Source organism: Stenotrophomonas sp. YJH_SMC_57 (genome assembly GCF_059369755.1).
The window spans coordinates 104,020-123,935 of the sequence record NZ_JCAFSZ010000012.1 but is presented as its reverse complement, the minus strand read 5'-3'; the positions used below and the strand labels follow the sequence as shown (position 1 = coordinate 123,935).

The 19,916-nt window shown below is 69.0% G+C and carries 18 protein-coding genes; all 18 read left to right on the top strand.

The window, feature by feature from the left end; all coding sequences use genetic code 11:
• Nucleotides 1–4: 4 nt before the first annotated feature.
• Nucleotides 5–274 carry a flagellar biosynthetic protein FliQ gene (locus AC5P7U_RS16865; protein WP_005413254.1) on the top strand — a complete coding sequence of 90 codons (270 nt, stop codon included), beginning with the start codon at nt 5–7 and terminating at the stop codon, nt 272–274.
• 13 nt (nt 275–287) lie between these two features.
• Nucleotides 288–1,079, top strand: a complete 792-nt coding sequence (fliR, locus tag AC5P7U_RS16860; protein ID WP_006443102.1) for a flagellar biosynthetic protein FliR — start codon at nt 288–290, stop codon at nt 1,077–1,079.
• Nucleotides 1,080–1,244: 165 nt separating this feature from the next.
• Nucleotides 1,245–3,377, top strand: a complete 2,133-nt coding sequence (locus AC5P7U_RS16855) for a putative bifunctional diguanylate cyclase/phosphodiesterase (RefSeq protein ID WP_049456088.1) — start codon at nt 1,245–1,247, stop codon at nt 3,375–3,377.
• A gap of 137 nt (nt 3,378–3,514) precedes the next feature.
• Nucleotides 3,515–4,645, top strand: a complete 1,131-nt coding sequence (gene flhB / locus AC5P7U_RS16850; protein WP_006443036.1) for a flagellar biosynthesis protein FlhB — start codon at nt 3,515–3,517, stop codon at nt 4,643–4,645.
• 44 nt (nt 4,646–4,689) lie between these two features.
• A complete protein-coding gene (flhA, locus tag AC5P7U_RS16845) occupies nt 4,690–6,750 on the top strand; it encodes a flagellar biosynthesis protein FlhA (protein ID WP_180878096.1) in 2,061 nt (686 codons plus the stop codon).
• Between the two features lie 145 nt (nt 6,751–6,895).
• Nucleotides 6,896–8,518, top strand: coding sequence for a flagellar biosynthesis GTPase FlhF (gene flhF / locus AC5P7U_RS16840; protein ID WP_495221282.1), 1,623 nt, complete (start codon nt 6,896–6,898; stop codon nt 8,516–8,518).
• Complete coding sequence (locus AC5P7U_RS16835; RefSeq protein ID WP_008267550.1) at nt 8,505–9,392, top strand: MinD/ParA family ATP-binding protein; 888 nt, start codon at nt 8,505–8,507, stop codon at nt 9,390–9,392. Before flhF ends, AC5P7U_RS16835 begins: the two co-directional genes overlap by 14 nt.
• Nucleotides 9,389–10,132 (top strand): RNA polymerase sigma factor FliA, encoded by a 744-nt coding sequence (locus AC5P7U_RS16830; RefSeq protein WP_006442969.1) that lies wholly within the window; start codon nt 9,389–9,391, stop codon nt 10,130–10,132. The genes AC5P7U_RS16835 and AC5P7U_RS16830 overlap by 4 nt, the downstream gene beginning before the upstream one ends.
• A 57-nt stretch (nt 10,133–10,189) precedes the next feature.
• Nucleotides 10,190–10,582 (top strand): chemotaxis response regulator CheY, encoded by a 393-nt coding sequence (gene cheY, locus AC5P7U_RS16825; protein ID WP_006365466.1) that lies wholly within the window; start codon nt 10,190–10,192, stop codon nt 10,580–10,582.
• On the top strand, nt 10,582–11,187 hold the full coding sequence (locus tag AC5P7U_RS16820; RefSeq protein WP_006442968.1) for a protein phosphatase CheZ: 606 nt from the start codon (nt 10,582–10,584) through the stop codon (nt 11,185–11,187). Before cheY ends, AC5P7U_RS16820 begins: the two co-directional genes overlap by 1 nt.
• Before the next feature lie 2 nt (nt 11,188–11,189).
• Entirely contained in the window at nt 11,190–13,016 is a 1,827-nt protein-coding gene (locus tag AC5P7U_RS16815; protein WP_133934584.1) for a chemotaxis protein CheA, read from the top strand.
• Between the two features lie 101 nt (nt 13,017–13,117).
• A complete protein-coding gene (locus tag AC5P7U_RS16810; RefSeq protein WP_006442919.1) occupies nt 13,118–13,858 on the top strand; it encodes a flagellar motor protein in 741 nt (246 codons plus the stop codon).
• Nucleotide 13,859: 1 nt separating this feature from the next.
• A complete protein-coding gene (gene motD, locus AC5P7U_RS16805) occupies nt 13,860–14,876 on the top strand; it encodes a flagellar motor protein MotD (RefSeq protein ID WP_053512011.1) in 1,017 nt (338 codons plus the stop codon).
• A 4-nt stretch (nt 14,877–14,880) separates the two neighbouring features.
• Nucleotides 14,881–15,663, top strand: coding sequence for a ParA family protein (locus tag AC5P7U_RS16800; RefSeq protein ID WP_071229213.1), 783 nt, complete (start codon nt 14,881–14,883; stop codon nt 15,661–15,663).
• On the top strand, nt 15,660–16,880 hold the full coding sequence (locus tag AC5P7U_RS16795) for a chemotaxis protein CheW (RefSeq protein ID WP_414555047.1): 1,221 nt from the start codon (nt 15,660–15,662) through the stop codon (nt 16,878–16,880). The genes AC5P7U_RS16800 and AC5P7U_RS16795 overlap by 4 nt, the downstream gene beginning before the upstream one ends.
• An 81-nt stretch (nt 16,881–16,961) precedes the next feature.
• Complete coding sequence (locus tag AC5P7U_RS16790) at nt 16,962–17,270, top strand: STAS domain-containing protein (RefSeq protein WP_006442868.1); 309 nt, start codon at nt 16,962–16,964, stop codon at nt 17,268–17,270.
• Nucleotides 17,267–17,632 (top strand): response regulator, encoded by a 366-nt coding sequence (locus AC5P7U_RS16785; protein WP_005409521.1) that lies wholly within the window; start codon nt 17,267–17,269, stop codon nt 17,630–17,632. The genes AC5P7U_RS16790 and AC5P7U_RS16785 overlap by 4 nt, the downstream gene beginning before the upstream one ends.
• Nucleotides 17,633–17,677: 45 nt before the next feature.
• A complete protein-coding gene (locus AC5P7U_RS16780; RefSeq protein ID WP_308308315.1) occupies nt 17,678–19,675 on the top strand; it encodes a chemotaxis protein CheA in 1,998 nt (665 codons plus the stop codon).
• Nucleotides 19,676–19,916 lie beyond the last annotated feature (241 nt).

The window sequence follows — 19,916 nt, the reverse complement described above, 5'->3', positions numbered from 1 at the left end:
GACGATGTCTCCCGAACTTGCCTTGACCGAACTGCGTGGCGGCCTGATCACCGTGTTGTGGGTGGCCGGCCCGCTGCTGCTTACCGTGCTGGTGGTGGGCGTGGTGGTCGGTGTCGTGCAGGCCGCGACCCAGCTGAACGAACCGACCATCGCCTTCGTCGCCAAGGCGGCGGCACTGACGGCCGTGCTGTTCGCACTGGGCAGCCTGCTGATCGGCCACCTGGTTGAATTCACCACGCTGCTGTTCCAGCGCATTCCGCACCTGATCGGCTAGGACGCGCGCTTCGATGGATGCCGCCACCCAGATGGCCGCCGACGGCCTGCAGGCCCTCGGCATGATCGGCACCGTGCTGTGGACCATGCTGCGCATCGGCGCGGTGGCCATGGCGATGCCGATGGTCGGTACCCGCGCGGTACCGGCGCGGGTCCGCGTGGTGCTGGCAGGCACCCTGGCCATCGCGTTGGCGCCACTGTTGCCGCCCGTACCCGAGTGGACCGGCTTCGATGCCGCCACGGTGCTGACCATCGCCCGTGAACTGGCGATCGGCGTGGCCATCGGCTTCCTGCTGCGGCTGGTGTTCGAGGCCGGCGCGATGGCCGGCGAACTGATCGCCCAGGGCACCGGCCTGGCCTTCGCGCAGATGAGCGACCCATTGCGGGGCGGCACCTCGGGCGTGATCGGCCAGTGGTTCTACCTGCTGTTCGGCCTGCTGTTCTTCACTGCCAACGGCCACCTGGCCTTGATCTCGCTGGTGGTGGACAGCTACCGGGCGCTGCCGATCGGCGCTCCGCTGCCGGACCCGCACGCGTTCTTCAGCATCGCCCCGACCTTCCTGCTGACCGTGCTGCGTGGCGCGCTGACCCTGGCGATTCCGTTGACAGTGGCGATGCTGGCGGTGAACCTGGCCTTCGGCGTGCTGGCCCGCGCCGCGCCGGCGCTGAACCCGATCCAGCTCGGCCTGCCGGTCTCGCTGCTGCTGGGCCTGTTCCTGCTGGCCCTGCTGGCCGGGGAAATGGGCCCGCCGGTACAGCGCCTGTTCGACGCCGCCTTCCAGGCTGCGGACGCGGTCACACGCTGATCCGATCATCACGTTTTGCCGCTTGCCCTTCCCCCGGGTCTGCGCGTTAGAGTGAATGCGTGGCGTCCAGGGGGGACGCCACGATCGGCCAGCGTTCCGCGCCGGCCCGCCTCATGCATGCCCCACCGTGGTTTCCGTCGACAGGCAGGTCCGGGAGACTGACGAATGCTGGTAGGCACGTACAACCCGTGGCTGGTAGCGATCTCGTTGCTGGTTGCCGTGATGGCCTCGTACACCGCGCTGGCGATGGCCGGGCGCACGGTCACCGCACCCGGCAAGGGCGCCGCCTGGTGGTGGCGGCTGGGCGGCGGCTTCGCCATGGGCCTGGGCATCTGGTCGATGCACTTCATCGGCATGCTGGCCTTCAACCTGCCCATTCCGCTCGGCTACGACCTGCCGATCACCCTGCTTTCCCTTGCACTGGCCATCGCCTCGTCGGTGTTCGCGCTGTGGCTGGTCTCGCTGCGCACCCTGCCGCACCCGCGGCTGGCCGGTGGTGCATTGCTGATGGGCACCGGCATCGCCGGCATGCATTACGTCGGCATGGCCGCCATGCGCATGCGCCCGGGCATCGAGTACGACCCTGGCTGGCTGCTGTTCTCGCTGATGGTGGCGGTCGCCGCCTCGTGGACCGCGCTGTACGTGGCGTTCCGCCTGCGCGCGCAGCGCACGCGGGTGGGTGATCGGCTGGCCGCGGCCGGCCTGCTCGGGCTGGCCATCGTCGGCATGCACTACACCGGCATGGCCGCCGCGCGCTTCCCGGAAGGCAGCGTCTGCGGCGCGGCGGTGGGCGACGGGCTGCAGAGCGAATGGCTGGCGATGCTGGTGGTGGTGCTGACCGTGGCCATCCTGGCCGTGGTGCTGGTGGTGTCGTGGCTGGATCAGCGCGTGGAAGCGCAGCTGCTGCGCCTGCGCAATTCACTGCTGAGCACCTCGCTGACCGACGCCCAGCAGGAACTGACCCAGGCCGCGCTGCACGACCCGCTGACCCGCCTGCCCAACCGCCTGCTGCTGCAACGGCGCATCGTGCAGGCACTGGCCGAGGCCGAACAGGGCGGCAACCGCTTCGCGGTGATGTTCATGGACCTGGACGGATTCAAGCAGGTCAACGATGCCTATGGCCACCAGGCCGGTGATGCCCTGCTGGTGGCGGTGGCCGAGCGCACGCGCCAGCTGTTGCGGCCGCACGACATGCTGGCACGGCTGGGCGGTGACGAATTCGTGCTGGTGGTGCGCATCGAGCACGACGAGGACCTGCCGACCCTGGCCCGTCGCATCCTGCAGGCGGTGGGCAGCGGCCCGCTGCTGCCCGACAACGAACTGCAGGTGACCGCCAGCATCGGCGTGGCGATCTGCCCCGACCACGCCGCCAGCGAGCGCCAGCTGATGGCCTTCGCCGATGCAGCGATGTACCAGGCCAAGGAATCCGGGCGCAACGCCTTCGTACTGTTCGCCGACTGGATGAACGACAGCGCCGAGCAGCAATTCCGCCTGCTGGCCGACCTGCGCCGGGCGATCGGCAGCGATCAGCTGTTCCTGAACTACCAGCCGAAGATCCGCGTGGCCACGCAGAAGGTGGCCGGTGCCGAGGCACTGATCCGCTGGCGCCATCCCGAGCACGGCCTGATTCCGCCGGATCGCTTCATCCGCCTGGCCGAACGCAGCGGCGCGATCAACGACATCGGCCGCTGGGCGTTGGACCAGGCCTGCCAGCAGCTGCGGCGCTGGCACGACGCTGGCCACGAAGGCTGGTCGATGTCGGTGAACCTGTCGCCGGTGCAGTTCAGTTCGCCGCATCTGTTGCAGGACGTGCGCACGGTGATCGAACGCCACGCGATCGCGCCCCGCCATCTGGTGCTGGAGATCACCGAAAGCACGGTGATGCGCGATACCGACACCAGCCTGCGCCTGCTGCAGGCGTTGTCGGCACTGGGCGTCGGCATTTCCATCGACGACTTCGGCACCGGTTATTCCAGCCTGCTGTACCTGAAGCGGCTGCCGGCCACCGAGATCAAGATCGACCATGCCTTCGTGCGCGACCTGGAGCACAGCGCCGAGGACGTGGTGATCGTCTCGGCGATCGTGGCGCTGGGCCACGCGCTGGACATGGATATCGTGGCCGAAGGCGTGGAGACCGCTGCCCAGCGCGCCTACCTGGAACGATTGGGCTGCGACTACCTGCAGGGCTACCTGCTGGGCCGCCCGGTGGATGCTGCGCGCTTCATGCAGCTGCACGACCTGCCCCGGCCGCGGGTGGAACTGGCGCAGAGCCCACCGACCCAGCACCCGCCGGGGTAACACCGGGCCGCGCGCCCGCCGGGCACGGCCTGTCCTGCCGGTGCCTGCCCAGGCAGGTGCCCACCTTGGTTGGCTCCTGAACCCGTCACGGAACAGTTCTTGCACGCACCCCGACATCCCCTGCCGCAGTGCCCGTGATGTCCGAGAACGAATCCGCCGGCGAAAAGACCGAACAACCCACCGAAAAACGCCTGCGCGACGCCCGTGAACAGGGCAACCTGCCGCGCTCGCGCGAACTCGGCACGGCCGCCGTGTTCGGCGCCGGCGTGCTGGCGGTGATGGCCATGAGCGGCTCGATCGGCCGCGGCGCGACCGCCTGGATGAAGCATGCGCTCAGCCCGGAACAGAGCCTGCGGCAGAACCCGAAGGAACTGTTCGGCCACTTCGGCGACCTGCTGCTGCAGTTCCTGCTGGTGATCGCACCGCTGGTACTGGTCTGCCTGCTGGCCAGCTTCGTCGCGCCGCTGGTGATGGGCGGCCTGCGCTGGTCGCAGAAGGCGTTGCTGCCCGACATCAACCGGCTGAACCCGATGAGCGGGCTCAAGCGCCTGTACGGCCCGGAGGCCATCGCCGAGTTCACCAAATCGCTGCTGCGCGTGGCATTCGTCGGCGTGGCCGCCGGGCTGGTGGTGTGGACCGGCTTCGACACCCTGCGCGGGCTGATCCACCACCCACTGGAAACCGCCATCACCGACGGCCTGGGCTTCACCCTGCGGCTGCTGCTGGCCACCGCCGGCGCCATGCTGGTGCTGGCCGCCATCGATGCCCCGTACCAGCGCTGGAACTGGATGCGCAAGCTGAAGATGACCCGTGAAGAGCTGCGCCGGGAAATGAAGGAAAGCGAGGGCAGCCCTGAAGTGAAGGGGCGCATCCGCCAGCTGCAGCAGCAGATGGCCAACCGCCGGATGATGGAAGCGGTCCCCACCGCCGACGTGGTGGTGGTCAACCCGACCCACTACGCGGTGGCCCTGAAGTACGAAGGCGGCGCCATGAACGCCCCCACCGTGGTCGCCCTGGGCGTGGACGAGACCGCCCTGCGCATCCGTGAAGTGGCCGACGGCAACAAGGTCGCGATCGTCTCTGCCCCGCCTTTGGCACGCGCCTTGTATCGGGAAGGCCAACTCGGAAAGGAAATCCCCGTGAGACTGTATTCGGCCGTCGCCCAGGTCCTGTCCTACGTCTACCAGCTGCGCTCCTGGCGCACTGGGCCGATGCCGGACGCCCCGCACATCCAGGTGGATGAATTCGGCAAGGGAGGCCGCCCGTGAGCGCCCAGCCCTCCTCCGGCTTCAACACCCGCCGCGCCCTGGAAATGATCCGCCAGGGACTTGGCGCGCCGCTGATCGTGCTGGCCCTGCTGGCCATGGTCGTGGTGCCGCTGGCCGCGCCGGTGCTCGATGCACTGTTCACCTTCAACATCGCCATCTCGCTGATGGTGCTGCTGGCGGTGGTCTACGTGAAGCGCCCGCTGGACTTCACCATCTTCCCGATCGTGCTGCTGATCACCACCATGCTGCGGCTGGCGCTGAACGTGGCCTCCACCCGCGTGATCCTGCTCAACGGCCAGAACGGCCACGACGCCGCGGGCAAGGTCATCGCCGCGTTCGGCGAGTTCGTGATCGGCGGCAACTACGCGGTCGGCATCGTGGTGTTCGCGATCCTGACCATCATCAACTTCGTGGTCATCACCAAGGGCGCCGGCCGCGTCTCGGAAGTGACCGCGCGCTTCATCCTGGACGCGATGCCCGGCAAGCAGATGGCGATCGACGCCGACCTCAACGCCGGATTGCTGACGCGTGAAGAGGCCAAGGCGCGCCGCGAGGAAGTCCGCGAGGAAGCCGACTTCTACGGCGCGATGGACGGTGCCAGCAAGTTCATCCGCGGCGATGCCATCGCCGGCATCCTGATCCTGTTCATCAACATGCTCGGCGGCCTGGCCGTGGGCGTGATGCAGCACGGCATGCCGTTCGGGCAGGCGGCCGCCACCTATACCCTGCTGTCGATCGGTGACGGCCTGGTGGCGCAGCTGCCGGCCCTGCTGGTGTCCAGCGCGGTGGCGATGCTGGTCACCCGTGCCTCGCGTTCGCAGGACATGGCCCAGGCCATGACCGGCCAGGTGTTCGGCCAGTACCGCGCGCTGGCGATCACCGCCGGCATCCTCGGCCTGGTCGGGCTGGTGCCGGGCATGCCCAACGTCGCTTTCCTGACGCTGGCGGCGATCCTCGGCTTCATCGCCTGGAAGCTGTACCGCAAGGAGAAGGCACCGGCAGCCAATGCCGCAGCCGCGGGCGGCGACGCGGCCGCGCTCAATGCACTGGGCCGCCCGGCCGCACCGGCACCGACCGCCGAACTGAGCTGGGACGAGCTGCGCCCGGTCGATCCACTGGGCCTGGAGGTCGGCTACCGGCTGATCCCGCTGGTGGACGCCAACCAGGGCGGCGAGCTGATGGCGCGGATCAAGGGCGTGCGCCGCAAGCTCACCCAGGACGTCGGCTTCCTGATTCCCTCGGTACACATCCGCGACAACCTGGAACTGCCGGCCAACGGCTACCGCGTGCTGGTGCATGGCGTGCCGGTGGCCACCGCCGAGATCCATCCCGACCGCGAGCTGGCGCTGGACCCGGGCAGCGCGCTGGGCGCACTGGAGGGCATCGCCGGCAAGGACCCCGCGTTCGGCCTGGATGCCACCTGGATCCAGCCGCACCAGCGTGCCCAGGCCGAAACGCTGGGCTATACCGTGGTCGATCCGGCCACCGTGGTCGCCACCCACCTCTCGCACCTGATCCGCGAGCACGCGCCGGAACTGCTCGGCCACGAGGAGGTGCAGCACCTGCTGGCCAACCTGGCCAAGAGCGCGCCCAAGCTCGTCGAAGATCTGACGCCGAAGGCGCTGCCGCTGTCTGCGGTGGTGCGCGTGCTGCAGAACCTGCTGGTGGAGCGCATCCCGATCCGGCAGCTGCGCAAGATCGCCGAAGCGCTGGTCGAGCATGCGCCCAGCAGCCAGGACCCGGCCGTGCTGACCGCCGCGGTGCGCACTGCGCTGGGCCGCTTCATCGTGCAGGAGATCGCCGGAATGTCGGCGGAGCTGCCGGTGTTCACCCTCAACCCGCAATTGGAACGTGTCTTGCAGGAGTCCACGCAGGGCAACGGCGCCGCGCTGGAACCCGGACTCGCTGAGCGACTGCACCAGAGCCTGGCCGAATGTGTCAGCAAGCAGGAAGCCCGCAACGAGCCCGCGGTCGTGCTGGTACCCGGCCCGGTGCGCGCCGCGCTGGCCCGCCTGGTCCGCCACAGCGTTCCGTCGCTGTCGGTCCTGGCCTACAGCGAGGTGCCGGAAGACAAGCGCCTGAAGCTGGTCGGAACGATCAGCTGACGCCGCCCTTCGATGCGCCAGAAAACAGACACCACCTTCGAACCAACGCAACAGACAGACACCAAGGGGAACCCGCACCGTGCAGACCACCGACCACCCGAGTTCCCCGACCGCCACCCCGCCGTCTTCGTCCCGTGACCACAGCATGAAAATCAAACGATTCGTCGCCGCCGACATGCGCTCGGCCATGAACCTGGTGCGCAAGGAACATGGTCCTGACGCCGTGATCCTGTCCAACCGCCGGATCGAGGAAGGCATCGAGATCGTCGCCGCCGCCAACTACGACGAGAGCGCCGTGCAGCGTGCACTGGAGGCCTCGCGCCGCGACGTGGCCCCGCCGCCGGCGCCCAAGCCGCGCACCGCCGCCGATGCGGTGATCGCCGCGGTCACCCGCCGCCGCAGCAACACCCCGGCACCGGAACCGGTGGCCGCCACCACCTCGGCCGTCGCCGCCCTCGCCCGTGCGGCGGTCGGCGCCACCGGCCGCACCCTGGACAGCGCCGACGAGATCGTGCCGACCCGCGGCAGCACCGGCTTCGCCGCCACGCTGGCGCGCGCCGCCGTCAACGAACCGGCGCTGCCGGAACAGATCTTCGCCCCGTTCGCCGAGGCCATCGTCGCACCGGCCACCGCCGCTGCCGCACCGGCCAACCGCGCCCGCTTCCCGATCGATCCGCCGCACGAGGCGCATCACGAAAGCCCGGCAGCGGCCGTGCAGCCGCCGCCGCTGCCGACCGCTGCCGTGGCCGACGTGCAGCCCGGCATCGCCGCCAGCGAACCGGCACCGGTGCACGCCAACGACGAAGCCAGCCCGGTCCCGGTGCTGGCCCCGGCCCCGACGCTGACGGTGGTCGCCCAGGACGATGCCGAGATCCGCCAGCTGCGCCACGAAGTGGCCGGCATGCGCCAGGTGATCGAGCGCGAGATGAACCGCTTCACCGACGAGCGCCTGCGCGGCTGCCCGGTACGCGCCACCGCGCTGGACCTGATGGACGAATACGGCTTCGACGCCGGCCTGGCCCGCGACGTGGCCATGCAGATCCCGCTGGAGACCGAAGCGCACCGTGGCCGCGGCCTGATGCTGGGGCTGATCTCGCGCAAGCTGCCGATCGCTCCGGTCGACCCGCTGGAAGAAGGCGGCGTGATCGCCCTGGTCGGCCCGACCGGCGCCGGCAAGACCACCACCATCGCCAAGCTGGCCTCGCGCTTCGCCGAGAAGCACGCGCCCCGCGACGTGGCCCTGGTGACCACCGACACCACCCGCATCGGCGCCCGCGAGCAGTTGTACGGCTACGGCCGCCAGCTCGGCATCGCCGTGCACGAGGCCAACAGCGGCACCGACCTGGACCAGCTGCTGGAACGCCTGAAGGACTACAAGCTGGTGCTGATCGACACCGCCGGCCTGGGCCCGCGCGACCGTGCACTGGCCGCCCAGCTGCAGTGGCTGCGCGCCGCCCGCCAGGTCCGCACCCTGCTGGTGCTGCCAGCCAACACCAGCTTCGGCGACATGGACGAGGTGGTCCGCCGCTTCGGCGCCGCCAACCTGCAGGGCCTGGTACTGAGCAAGCTGGACGAGACCGGCCGCTTCGGCAACGCGCTGTCGGTGGCCGTCGACCACGCCCTGCCGATCACCTGGGTGACCGATGGCCAGGACGTTCCGGAGGACCTGCACCGGGCCAGTGCAGCCAATCTTGTACTTCGCCTTGAAGATTTGCGCCGAGCGGCCGATATGCCCTGCAACCCGGAGTTGAACCATGCCGTCGCGTGAGTACGCCAAGCTGACCAAGACCTTCCCGCTGTCGGCCACCCGCAGCGAGCCGCTCGGCCCTGTGCGCACCATTGCCGTCACCGGCGGCAAGGGCGGCGTGGGCAAGACCAACGTCTCGGCCAACCTGGCCGTGGCGCTGGCCGGCATGGGCAAGCGCACGCTGCTGCTGGACGCCGACCTCGGCCTGGCCAACATCGACGTGATCCTGGGGCTGAACCCCACCTTCACGCTGGCCGACCTGGTCGCCGGCCGCTGCTCGCTGGAAGACGTCATCGTTGAAGGCCCGAACGGCGTGCTGGTGGTCCCGGCCGCGTCCGGCCGCCGCCACATGGCCGAGCTGGCCCCGGCCGAGCATGTCGGCCTGGTCAACGTGTTCTCCGAACTGGAACGCGAGCTGGACATCATGGTGGTGGACACCGCCGCCGGCATCACCGACGGGGTGCTGACCTTCTGCCAGGCCGCGCAGGACACCGTGGTGGTGGTCTGTGACGAGCCGGCCTCGATCACCGACGCCTACGCGCTGATCAAGGTGCTGTCGCGCGAACGCGGCGTGGACCGCATCCAGGTGGTGGCCAACATGGTGCGCGACCCCAACGAAGGCCGCGTGCTGTACGAGAAGCTGACCCGCGTCTGCGAGAAATTCCTCGCCGATGTCTCGCTGAACTACCTGGGCTGCGTGCCGCAGGACGACTGGCTGCGGCTGTCGGTGCAGCGCCAGCAGCCGGTGGTGAAGGCCTACCCGTCCAGCCCGGCGGCGCTGGCGATCACCGAGATCGCCCGTCGCACCGCGCGCTGGCAGGCGCCGACCGAACCGCGCGGCGGCGTCGAGTTCTTCCTTGAGCGCATCCTCAAGCAACGCGGGGTGGCCGCATGAAAGGCGCAGCCCAGTACCGGGAGGTCCAGCGCTCGGCCGCCAACGAGGTGATCGCCCAGCACTCGGACCTGGTGCGGCGCATCGCCCACCACCTGGCCGCGCGCCTGCCGGCCAGCGTCGAAGTCGACGACCTGATCCAGGCCGGCATGATGGGCCTGATCGAGGCCTCGCGCAGTTACGACGCCGACCAGGGTGCCTCGTTCGAGACCTATGCCTCGATCCGCATCCGCGGTTCGATGATCGATGAGATCCGGCGGGGCGACTGGGTGCCGCGCTCGGTGCACCGCCGCGCCCGCGACGCCGCCGCCACCATCCGCCGTCTCGAGCAGAGCAGTGGCCGTGCCGCCAGCGCCACCGAAGTGGCTGCCGCGATGGACATGCCGCTGCCCGAATACCTGCGGCTGATGGAAGACGCCGCACGCGGCCAGGTGCTGAGCCTGGAGTCGCGCATCGAGGACCAGGGCGAGCTGGACACCGTCGCGCAGGGCGGCCCGACCCCACAGCAGGTGCTGGAGCGCGGCGAGTTCGGCCGCGAACTGGGCAAGGCCATCGGCCACCTGCCCGAGCGCGAACAGTTGGTGCTCTCGCTGTACTACGAGCAGGAACTGAACCTGAAGGAGATCGGTGCGGTGCTCGGCGTCAGCGAGTCGCGGGTCTGCCAGATCCACGGCCAGGCCGTGCTGCGCCTGCGTGGCCGGCTGAAGATTTTCGAGGCGGCGGACGCCGGCCTGGAAGAATGAACATCCCCGAGGCGGCTGCCCCCGGCCGCCCGGAATGAACAACAAAGGAACTCTGCTTTGAACAAGAACATGCGCATCCTGATCGTCGACGACTTTTCGACCATGCGTCGAATCGTCAAGAACCTGCTGGGCGATCTGGGCTTCACCAATACCGCCGAAGCCGAGGACGGGCATGCTGCGCTGTCGCTGCTGCAGAGCCAGCCGTTCGATTTCGTGGTCACCGACTGGAACATGCCGGTGATGACCGGCATCGAGCTGCTCAAGGCGATCCGTGCCGATGCCAAGCTGAAGACCCTGCCGGTGCTGATGGTCACCGCCGAAGCCAAGCGCGAGCAGATCATCGAAGCCGCCCAGAGCGGCGTGAACGGCTACATCATCAAGCCGTTCACCGCGCAGACCCTGGAAGAAAAGCTGGGCAAGATCTTCGAACGCCTGGCGGCCAGCGCCTGATGGACACAACGGTCGACAAGAACGCCCTCGCCCTGCGCCTGCAGGAAGCCCTGGACGCACTGGAGTCCGGTGACGAGGCCGCCTGGCGGCAGCGTATCGACGGACTGGTCGCGCTGCGCACGCAGCCGATGATGAGCGGCCTTTCGCGGCTGGCCCGCGAACTGGGACAGGCGCTGGGTGAACTGCCGACCGTACCCAGCGAAGCCGGTGAGCTGGATGACGCCTGCGCGCGCCTGGACCACGTGGTGGCAATGACCGAACAGGCCACGCACCGCACCCTGGACCTGGCTGAGGAATGCCGCAGTCTGACCGAACAACTGCGCGCCGAAGGCCTGCAGCCGGGCCAGGATGCGCAGCTTGAGCGCATCCGCCACAACCTCACCGAGATCGCCCTGACCCAGAGCTACCAGGACCTGACCGGGCAGATCATCCGTCGCGTGGTCGGCATCGTCCGCCGCGTGCACGAAGGCTTCGGCGCGCTCGGCCTGCCGCCGGAACAGCATCGCACCGACCCGGAACTGGCCGGGCCGGCACTGAAGGGACTGGACCGCCACGCGGTCTCGCAGAACGACGCCGACGACCTGTTGTCGGATCTGGGGCTGTAAGCATGAGCGCGGTATCCGACGACATCACTGCCGATTTCATCATCGAGGCACAGGAAATCCTGGACCGCCTGGGCGAACAGCTGGTGTCGCTGGAGCAGGCACCGCAGGACAGCGAGCAGCTCAATGCGGTGTTCCGCGGTTACCACACGCTCAAGGGTGGTGCCGGCTTCCTCGGCGTCACCGCCATGGTCGAGCTGTGCCACGCCGCCGAAGAAGCGCTTGGCATCGCGCGCGCTGGCCAGGCCGTGTTGCAGGCCCATCACTTCGACGCGGCCCAGCAATCGCTGGACTACCTGCAATCGATGCTCGATGCAGTGTCTTCCGGCACGGAACCGGGCTACGCCCCGCCGGAGCTGATCGCACAATTCGACATGCACGGCGGCGGAACCGTGGCCCCCACCGCCTCGGCACCCGCTGCCGGCGGCGGCGACCTGATCACCGAAGACGAATTCGAGGCCCTGCTCGACCAGCTGCACGGCGGCAACGCGCCCACTGCGGTTGCGCCAGCGAAGAAGGCCGACGACGGCCTGATCAGCGAAGACGAGTTCGAAGCCCTGCTTGACCAGCTGCACGGCGGTGCGGCCCCCGGCAGCAAAGCGGTCGCCGCCGCGCCGGTTGCTCCGCCGCCGGCACCCCGCCCGGCGGCGCCCACGCCGCCCGCGAAGCCGGCCGCCAAGCCGCTGGCCGAGGCCGAGCACACCGTGCGCGTGGACACCAAGCGCCTGGATGCGATCGTCAACCTGATCGGCGAACTGGTGCTGTCACGCAACCGGTTGAAGACGCTGCGCGCACGCCTGCGCGACGAAGAGCTGGACCGCGCGGTCTCCACCCTGGACATCGCCACCGCGCGCCTGCAGTCGGCGGTGATGCGTACCCGCATGCAGCCGGTCGGCAAGGTGTTCTCGCGTTTCCCCAAGGTGGCCCGCGACGTCGCCCGCTCGCTGAAGAAGGAAGTGGACCTTGAGCTGATCGGCGCCGAGACCGAGCTCGACCGCAACCTGGTCGAGGCCTTGGCCGACCCGCTGGTGCACCTGGTCCGCAACGCCATCGACCATGGCGTGGAAATGCCCGACCTGCGCGAGGCGCAGGGCAAGCCGCGGATGGGCCATGTGCGGCTGTCGGCCCAGCAGGAAGGCGACTATGTCAGCATCGAGGTGCAGGACGATGGCGCCGGCATCGACCCGGAAAAGCTGCGTGCGAAGGCACGCGAGAAGGGCCTGATCGACCCGGAAGCCGCGGCCCGCCTGAGCAGCGAGGAATGCCTGCACCTGGTGTTCCTGCCCGGCTTCTCGACCAAGCAACAGGTCACCGATATCTCCGGCCGTGGCGTCGGCATGGACGTGGTGCAGTCGCGCATCCGCGAACTGAGCGGCCAGATCCAGATCCAGTCGGAACTGGGCCGCGGCAGCCGCTTCCTGATCCGCGTGCCGCTGACCCTGGCCATTCTTCCTACCCTGCTGGTGCAGGCCGGCGAGGACGTCTACGCGCTGCCGCTGGCGCGCGTGATGGAAGTGCTGCACGCACCGCGCACCTCGCTGGGCTGGTTCGATGGGCGTGCCGTGCTCGACCGGCGCTCGCATACCCTGCCGCTGGTCGATCTGCGCCAGTGGCTGGATGTGACGCCAGCCGCGTCGACCCTGCTGACCATCGTGGTGCTGCAGGCCGGCGAGGCCCGCTTCGGCCTGGTCGTGGACCAGGTGCGCGGGCGCGAGGAAGTGGTGATCAAGCCGCTGCCCAAAGCCCTGCGGGGCCTGCGCGGTTACGCCGGTGCAACCTTGATCGGCGATGGTCGCATGGCGCTGATCCTGGATGTGGATGGCCTGCGATGAATCCCGCCGGGCCCTGCCCGGTGGCCCGAAAACTGTGACTACCGTCTGTACGCGATCTCCCGGTGTCTCAAGTCCCATTCATACACGCCGATACCGGAACCATGGATAGACTCAGCCTCATTGGACTCTTTCTCGCCCTGGCCTCGCTGGTCGGTGGCAGCATCCTCAAGGGCGCCGGCCTGGCGTCGTTGTGGTCGCCTGCGGCGTTCGTGATCGTCATCGTCGGCACCATCGCCGCGATCCTGCTGCACACCTCACCGGCGGTATTCAAGCACGCGTTCAAGATCGTGCGCTGGGTCGTGCGCCCGCCGCACAGCGACCGCCGTGAGCTGATCCAGCAGATCGTCGAGTGGAGCAACATCGCCCGCCGCCAGGGCCTGCTGGGCCTGGAGTCGCAGGTGGAAGCACAGCAGGACCCGTTCCTGCGCAAGGGCCTGCAGCTGCTGGTGGACGGCGTCGAACCGGAGTCGATGCGGCACATGCTGGAAATCGAACTGGGCAGCCAGGAACACCAGGACCAGGCCGGCGCCAAGGTGTTCGAGGCGATGGGCATCTATGCGCCGACGCTCGGCATCATCGGCGCCGTGCTGGGCCTGATCGCGGTGATGAAGAACCTGGCCGACCCGAGCAAACTCGGCCACGGCATCGCCGCCGCGTTCACCGCCACCATCTACGGCATCGCCTCGGCCAACCTGTTGTTCCTGCCGATTGCCGCCAAGCTCAAGAGTGTGATCTCGCACAACACCCGCGACCGCGAAATGGTCATCGAAGGCCTGATCTCGATTGCACAGGGCGAGAACCCGCGCAACATCGAAACCAACCTCTCCGGCTTCCTGCACTGACATGGCCCGCCGCAAGCACCACGAAGAGCACGCCAACCATGAAGCATGGGCGATCCCCTATGCCGACCTGATGACGCTGCTGCTCGCCTTCTTCGTGGTCATGTATGCCATTTCCTCGGTCAACGAGGGCAAGTACCGGATCATGGCCGACGCGCTCACCGACGCCTTCGGTGGTGCGCCGCGCACCATCAACCCGGTGCAGGTCGGCAACAAGCAGGTGCAGGGTGGCGGCTGGGACAGCCCGTCGGTGATCAAGTCCGGCACCAAGATCGGTCCGTCCGCACCGGCCCCGTCGCATGACCCGACGCTGCTGCCGTCGATGGCCTCGCAGATGCGCATGCCGGTATCGGTGCACAACCAGGAACAGATCGCGCGCGCCGAGCGCCAGCTCAACAGCATCGCCGACCGCCTCACCGCCGCGCTGGCGCCGCTGATCGACCGCGGCATGATCAGCGTGCGCCGCACCGAACTGTGGATCGAGGTCGAGATCAACAGTGACATCCTGTTCCCCACCGGTTCGGCCGCGCTGGACGTGCACGCACGGCAGACCCTGGCCAGCCTGGCCGACGTGCTGCGCGATGTGCCCAACAGCGTGCGCGTGGAAGGCCACACCGACAACGTGCCGATCGCCACCGCCACCTTCCCCTCCAACTGGGAACTGTCGGCCGGGCGCGCGGCCAGCGTGGTGCACCTGTTCGCCGACCAGGGCGTGCAGCCGTCACGGCTGGCGATGGTCGGCTACGGCCAGTTCCGCCCGCGCGAAGAGAACGACAGCGCGCAGGGCCGCAACCGCAACCGCCGGGTGATGGTCATCATCCTGGCCGACACCTCGCACTCGGTCGATCCGCTCGGGCAGCGCCTGAACGCTGCCACCGGCGCCGTCGACACCAGCGCCACCGAACAAGCCGCCGCAACTCCGGCTAGCGCCCCCACCTCCCCCATCGCACCGGTGAAGTTGCCGCCGGTGCCGGCTGGCAGCCGCGTCGGCGCCGCCGTTCCCCCGGCAATGAAGGAGTAAACCGATGCGCATCTGGGCAGTCGCCAACCAGAAGGGCGGAGTCGGCAAGACCACCACCACCCTCGCCCTCGGCCGCGGCCTGGCCGCGCTCGGCCACCGCGTGCTGCTGATCGACCTCGATCCGCATGCCTCGCTCAGCCGCGCCTTCGGCGTGCCGGTGGATCCGCCGCCGGCCGGCGTGCTGGAACTGTTCGGCGCACCACCGGCCGACCTGTCCAGCCTCTGCCATGCCAGCAGCATCCACGGCCTGGACTACGTCTGCGCGCAGTCGGCACTGGCCACGCTGGAGCGCCGCAGCGCCAACCAGCCCGGCCTCGGCCTGGCCCTGCAGAATGCACTGGCACGCCACCAGGGCCAGCACGACTACATCCTGCTGGACTGCGCGCCGACCCTCGGCCTGCTGATGATCAATGCCTTGGCCGCCGCCGACCGCCTGATCATCCCGACCCAGGCCGAGCCGCTGGCCCTGCACGGCCTGGATGGCATGGTCCGCACCGGCGAGATGGTCGAGCGCTCGCGCCGCCGCCCGCTGCCGATCTCGATCCTGCCCACTCTGTTTGATCGCCGCACCCGCGCCGGCAACGAATCGCTGCGCACCATGCAGGACCGTCACGGCGCGCGCGTATGGGAAGACGCGATTCCGATCGACACCCGCATCAGCAATGCCGCCGGCCTCACCCTGCCCAGCGTCGGTGAGGACTACCCGGGCCGCGGCCTGGCCGCGTATCGCCGCGCCCTGAACTGGATTCTCGGCGAGGACGCTCGCGCCCTGGAGCAGGCCGCATGAACAGCACCGGCGTACTGGACGACTACCTGGACGAACTGCTGGGCGAAGCGATTGTCGCAGCGCCACCCGCTGCGCCGCCGCCCGCCAGCGCCCCGCCGAGCGAAGCGGCCGCCGAGCGCGAGCCGACCTGGGACGACCTGCCGGCTGAAGTGATCTACGAAACCGACACCGTGGCCGCTGCCCCGGCCGCGGACGACGCCACGCTCGAGGCCGCGTTCGAGGCGGCGGCAACGATCGAGCGCGAGCCGACCTGGGACGACCTGCCGGCCGAAGTGATCTACGAAACCGACACCGTGGGCGCTGCCCCGGCCGCGGACGACGCCGCGCTCGAGGCCGCATTCGAGGCCGCCGCAACACCTGCCGTCGCCGAAGGCGAACCGACCTGGGATGACCTGCCAGACGAGCTGCTGCACGAGACGGCCCCGGCGCCGGTCACCGCAAGCCCCGGCCCGGAACCCACCTGGGACGACCTCCCGGACGAGGTGATCTACGAGACCGATACGGCTGACAGCCATCAACTCGCCCATACCGACAGCCCGGGCCTGCAGGCGGCGTTCGAAGCTGCCGCGGGCGGCGAAGACGTCGCCACGCCGCCGCCGGCCGTGGTTGCGGCGCCGGTACCACCGGCAGCACCGCGAGCAGCCGCCGCACCCACCGCACGCGCCGCAGCCGTACCGCCACCGCGGGTCGCCGTGGACGCCCCCGCAGCCAGCCGCCCCAGCAGCTGGCAGGAACTGCAGGCGCAGGCGCACCACCCGGCCAGCAGCCCGCACCCGCAGAACCGCCGCGCCGGCGAGCGCACCTCGCGCTGGCTGCGCCTGCGCTGCGGCACCCAGGCCTATGCGCTGGAGCTGCTGAAGGTGCAGGAAGTGGTACTGCCGGTGCCGCTGCTGCCATTGCGCGGCACCGCACCGGCCATGCTCGGCATCATGAACCTGCGTGGCCAGGTAGTGCCGGTGATGGACCTCGGCCTGCACCTCGGTGCCGCCGCCGCCGAGGACGACGCGCAGACCCGCATCGTGGTGCTGGAGGAAGACGGCGAGACCATCGGCCTGCGCGTGTCGGCCGTGGAAGATGTCGCCAACCTCACCGATTCGCAGATCGAGCCACCCGATACCGCGCGCATCTGCCAGATCTCCAACGATCTGTTCCGCGGCGTGGCCCGGGTCAGCCAGCGCCCGATGATCCTGCTCGACGCCACGCAACTGTTGAGCTGAGTCGGCGCATCGCGCCGATTCTTCTAAAGAACCCCGCCGGGGTGCCGTTATGGATCACGGAACCGTTTGTCCGGAGCAACGATGAGCACTGTCGAACTGGGTGGGGATCTCGGCATCGAGAGCAGCACCGAGCTCAAGAACCGCCTCGCCCCGCTGGTGGCGCAGGCCGGCGAGCTGACCCTGGATGCAAGCCAGGTCGCCCGCATCCACACCGCCGCCATACAGGTGCTGTGTGCGTTCGTGCAGGCCCGCCGCGAGGCAGGCCTGGGCACCGGCTTCCACGGTTGCTCCGCAACCTTCCGTGACGCCGCGCGCCTGCTGGGCGTCACCCAGGCCCTGGGCCTGGACGCAACCCATGACAACCTGAAATCTGTGGAGAACGCTGCATGAGCGCACGTATCTTGGTGGTGGACGATTCGGCGTCGATGCGCCAGATGGTTTCCTTCGCCCTCACCTCGGCCGGTTTTGCCGTCGAAGAAGCTGAAGACGGCGCGGTCGCGCTCGGTCGCGCCAAGGGCCAGCGCTTCAATGCGGTGGTCACCGACGTCAACATGCCTAACATGGACGGCATCGCGCTGATCCGCGAACTGCGCCAGCTGCCGGACTACAAGTTCACCCCGCTGCTGATGCTGACCACCGAGTCGGCCGCCGACAAGAAGTCCGAAGGCAAGGCCGCCGGTGCCACTGGCTGGCTGGTCAAGCCATTCAATCCGGAACAGCTGGTCGCCACCGTGCAGAAAGTGCTGGGCTGATCGCCCGGCACCGCTCCCCTTCTTCGCTTCCGGACCACCACTGCCATGAGCATGGACCTGCAACGCTTCCACGCCACCTTCTTCGAGGAGAGCCGCGAAGGCCTCGACGCGATGGAGGCTGGCCTGCTGGCCCTGGAATCGGGGCAGCAGGACGCGGAGATCATCAATTCGGTGTTCCGCGCCGCCCACTCGATCAAGGGCGGCGCTGGCACCTTCGGCTTCGATGCGATCGCCGGCCTGACCCACGTGCTGGAAACGCTGCTCGATGAGCTGCGTGCCGGCAAGCGGGCACTGGAAGGCCACGCCGTCGACGCCATGCTGTCCTCGGTGGACGTGCTGCGCGCCCTGTTGCGCGAAGCCGAACACGGCCAGGCCGCCGATCCCGCGGCCGTCGCCGCGGTGAAGGCACGCCTGGAAGCGGTGCTCTCCGGCCAGGCCGCGCCAAGCGCCCCGGCCGCCGCGGCCGCCGCGGCCGCCAAGGTGGACGACACGCCGGAAGCCTGGCAGATCGGCTTCACCCCGGCACCGTCGCTGTTCATGAGCGGCAACGATCCGCTGCGCATCATCCGCGAACTGGAACACCTCGGGTCGCTGCAGGTCGCCGCGCGCATCGAGCGCCTGCCCGGCTTCGCCCAGCTTGACCCGCTCGAGGCCCACCTGGCGTGGGACCTGGGCCTGGTCGGCAAGGTGCCGCGCAGCAAGATCGAAGACACCTTCGCCTGGGTGCTGGACGACTGCGAACTGGACATCCGTCCGGCGGCGCCGCCGAGCCTGGCCACCCAGGCCCCGTCCGCAACAGCCCCTTCCACACCGGCTCCTGCGGCACCTGCCGCACCCGCGCCCGCGGCCAGCGGCGGCGCACCCCAGGAAGCCGAAACCTCGATCCGGGTCAGCGTCGACAAGGTCGATGCACTGATCAACCTGGTCGGCGAACTGGTCATCACCCAGGCCATGCTCAAGCAGGTCTCGCACGCGCTGGACCCGGTTCTTGCCGAGAGCCTGTTCGCCGGCCTGGACCAGCTTGAGCGCAACACCCGCGACCTGCAGGAAGCGGTGATCGGCGTGCGCATGCTGCCGGTCGACGCGGTGTTCCGCCGCTTCCCGCGCCTGGTCCGCGATCTGTCCAGCCGCCTCGGCAAGCAGGTGCGCCTGCGCACCGTCGGCGAAGGCACCGAGCTGGACAAGGGCCTGATCGAGAAGATCGCCGATCCGCTGGTGCACCTGGTACGCAACTCGATCGACCACGGCCTGGAAATGCCCGATGTGCGCCGCGGTGCGGGCAAGGACGAAACCGGCACGATCACCCTGGCCGCCTCGCACCAGGGCGGCCACATCGTCATCGAAGTCAGCGACGATGGTCGCGGCCTGGACCGCGCCAAGATCCTGTCCAAGGCGCACGAGCGTGGCCTGGCCGTGCCGGACAACCCGACCGATTCGCAGGTCTGGGACCTGATCTTCCAGCCCGGCTTCTCCACCGCCGATGCGGTGACCGATCTGTCCGGCCGTGGCGTCGGCATGGACGTGGTCCGCCGCAACATCCAGGCGCTGGGCGGCGAAGTGCAGATCGAGAGCAGCCTGGGCAGTGGTACGCGCACGCTGATCCGCCTGCCACTGACCCTGGCCATCCTCGATGGCATGACCGTGGCGGTGGCCGGTGAAACCCTGATCCTGCCACTGGCCTATGTGCTGGAAGCCCTGCAGCCGCAGGCCGAGGACATCCGCAGCATGGCCGGCGAAGGCCGCGTGCTGCGCGTGCGCGGCGAGTACCTGCCGATCCTGTCGCTCAGCGAGTACTACGGCTACGGCAACCGTGCGCCGGGCAGCGAATCGCTGGTGGTGGTGGTCGAGGGCGATGGCCAGAAGATCGCGCTGGAAGTGGACGAGCTGGTCGGCCAGCAGCAGGTGGTGGTGAAGAACATCGAGAACAACTACCGCCGCATCGGCGGGGTGTCCGGTGCCACCATCCTCGGCGACGGCCGCGTCGCCCTGATCGTCGATATCGGCGGCCTGGTGCGCTCGCTGCGGATGCCACAGGCCGCCTGATTCCCATTGCAGGCTGTCCAGAACCGCCGCCCTTCGGGGCGGCGGTTTTTGTTTGCGCGCCCCATTCCACCCGGGGTCAGATCCCTTCTGTGAACTCCGTCGGCGCCGCGCTTTCGCATGCAGCTACGCCACGCAAGCGAAAGCCCCGTCACGGCAGCACTTTCGCGCCCGCCCCCCCTACGCAACCGAATGTGATCTGCGTCCATAAAGTCCGCGCGGACCGCGCCGTTATTTCGCATTG

Coding starts and splice junctions, on each gene's coding strand:
- AC5P7U_RS16865 (WP_005413254.1), top strand. CDS start 5: ATGTCTCCCGAACTTGCCTTGACCGAACTGCGTGGCGGCCTGATCACC.
- fliR (WP_006443102.1), top strand. CDS start 288: ATGGATGCCGCCACCCAGATGGCCGCCGACGGCCTGCAGGCCCTCGGC.
- AC5P7U_RS16855 (WP_049456088.1), top strand. CDS start 1,245: ATGCTGGTAGGCACGTACAACCCGTGGCTGGTAGCGATCTCGTTGCTG.
- flhB (WP_006443036.1), top strand. CDS start 3,515: ATGTCCGAGAACGAATCCGCCGGCGAAAAGACCGAACAACCCACCGAA.
- flhA (WP_180878096.1), top strand. CDS start 4,690: ATGATCCGCCAGGGACTTGGCGCGCCGCTGATCGTGCTGGCCCTGCTG.
- flhF (WP_495221282.1), top strand. CDS start 6,896: ATGAAAATCAAACGATTCGTCGCCGCCGACATGCGCTCGGCCATGAAC.
- AC5P7U_RS16835 (WP_008267550.1), top strand. CDS start 8,505: ATGCCGTCGCGTGAGTACGCCAAGCTGACCAAGACCTTCCCGCTGTCG.
- AC5P7U_RS16830 (WP_006442969.1), top strand. CDS start 9,389: ATGAAAGGCGCAGCCCAGTACCGGGAGGTCCAGCGCTCGGCCGCCAAC.
- AC5P7U_RS16820 (WP_006442968.1), top strand. CDS start 10,582: ATGGACACAACGGTCGACAAGAACGCCCTCGCCCTGCGCCTGCAGGAA.
- AC5P7U_RS16815 (WP_133934584.1), top strand. CDS start 11,190: ATGAGCGCGGTATCCGACGACATCACTGCCGATTTCATCATCGAGGCA.
- AC5P7U_RS16810 (WP_006442919.1), top strand. CDS start 13,118: ATGGATAGACTCAGCCTCATTGGACTCTTTCTCGCCCTGGCCTCGCTG.
- motD (WP_053512011.1), top strand. CDS start 13,860: ATGGCCCGCCGCAAGCACCACGAAGAGCACGCCAACCATGAAGCATGG.
- AC5P7U_RS16800 (WP_071229213.1), top strand. CDS start 14,881: ATGCGCATCTGGGCAGTCGCCAACCAGAAGGGCGGAGTCGGCAAGACC.
- AC5P7U_RS16795 (WP_414555047.1), top strand. CDS start 15,660: ATGAACAGCACCGGCGTACTGGACGACTACCTGGACGAACTGCTGGGC.
- AC5P7U_RS16790 (WP_006442868.1), top strand. CDS start 16,962: ATGAGCACTGTCGAACTGGGTGGGGATCTCGGCATCGAGAGCAGCACC.
- AC5P7U_RS16785 (WP_005409521.1), top strand. CDS start 17,267: ATGAGCGCACGTATCTTGGTGGTGGACGATTCGGCGTCGATGCGCCAG.
- AC5P7U_RS16780 (WP_308308315.1), top strand. CDS start 17,678: ATGAGCATGGACCTGCAACGCTTCCACGCCACCTTCTTCGAGGAGAGC.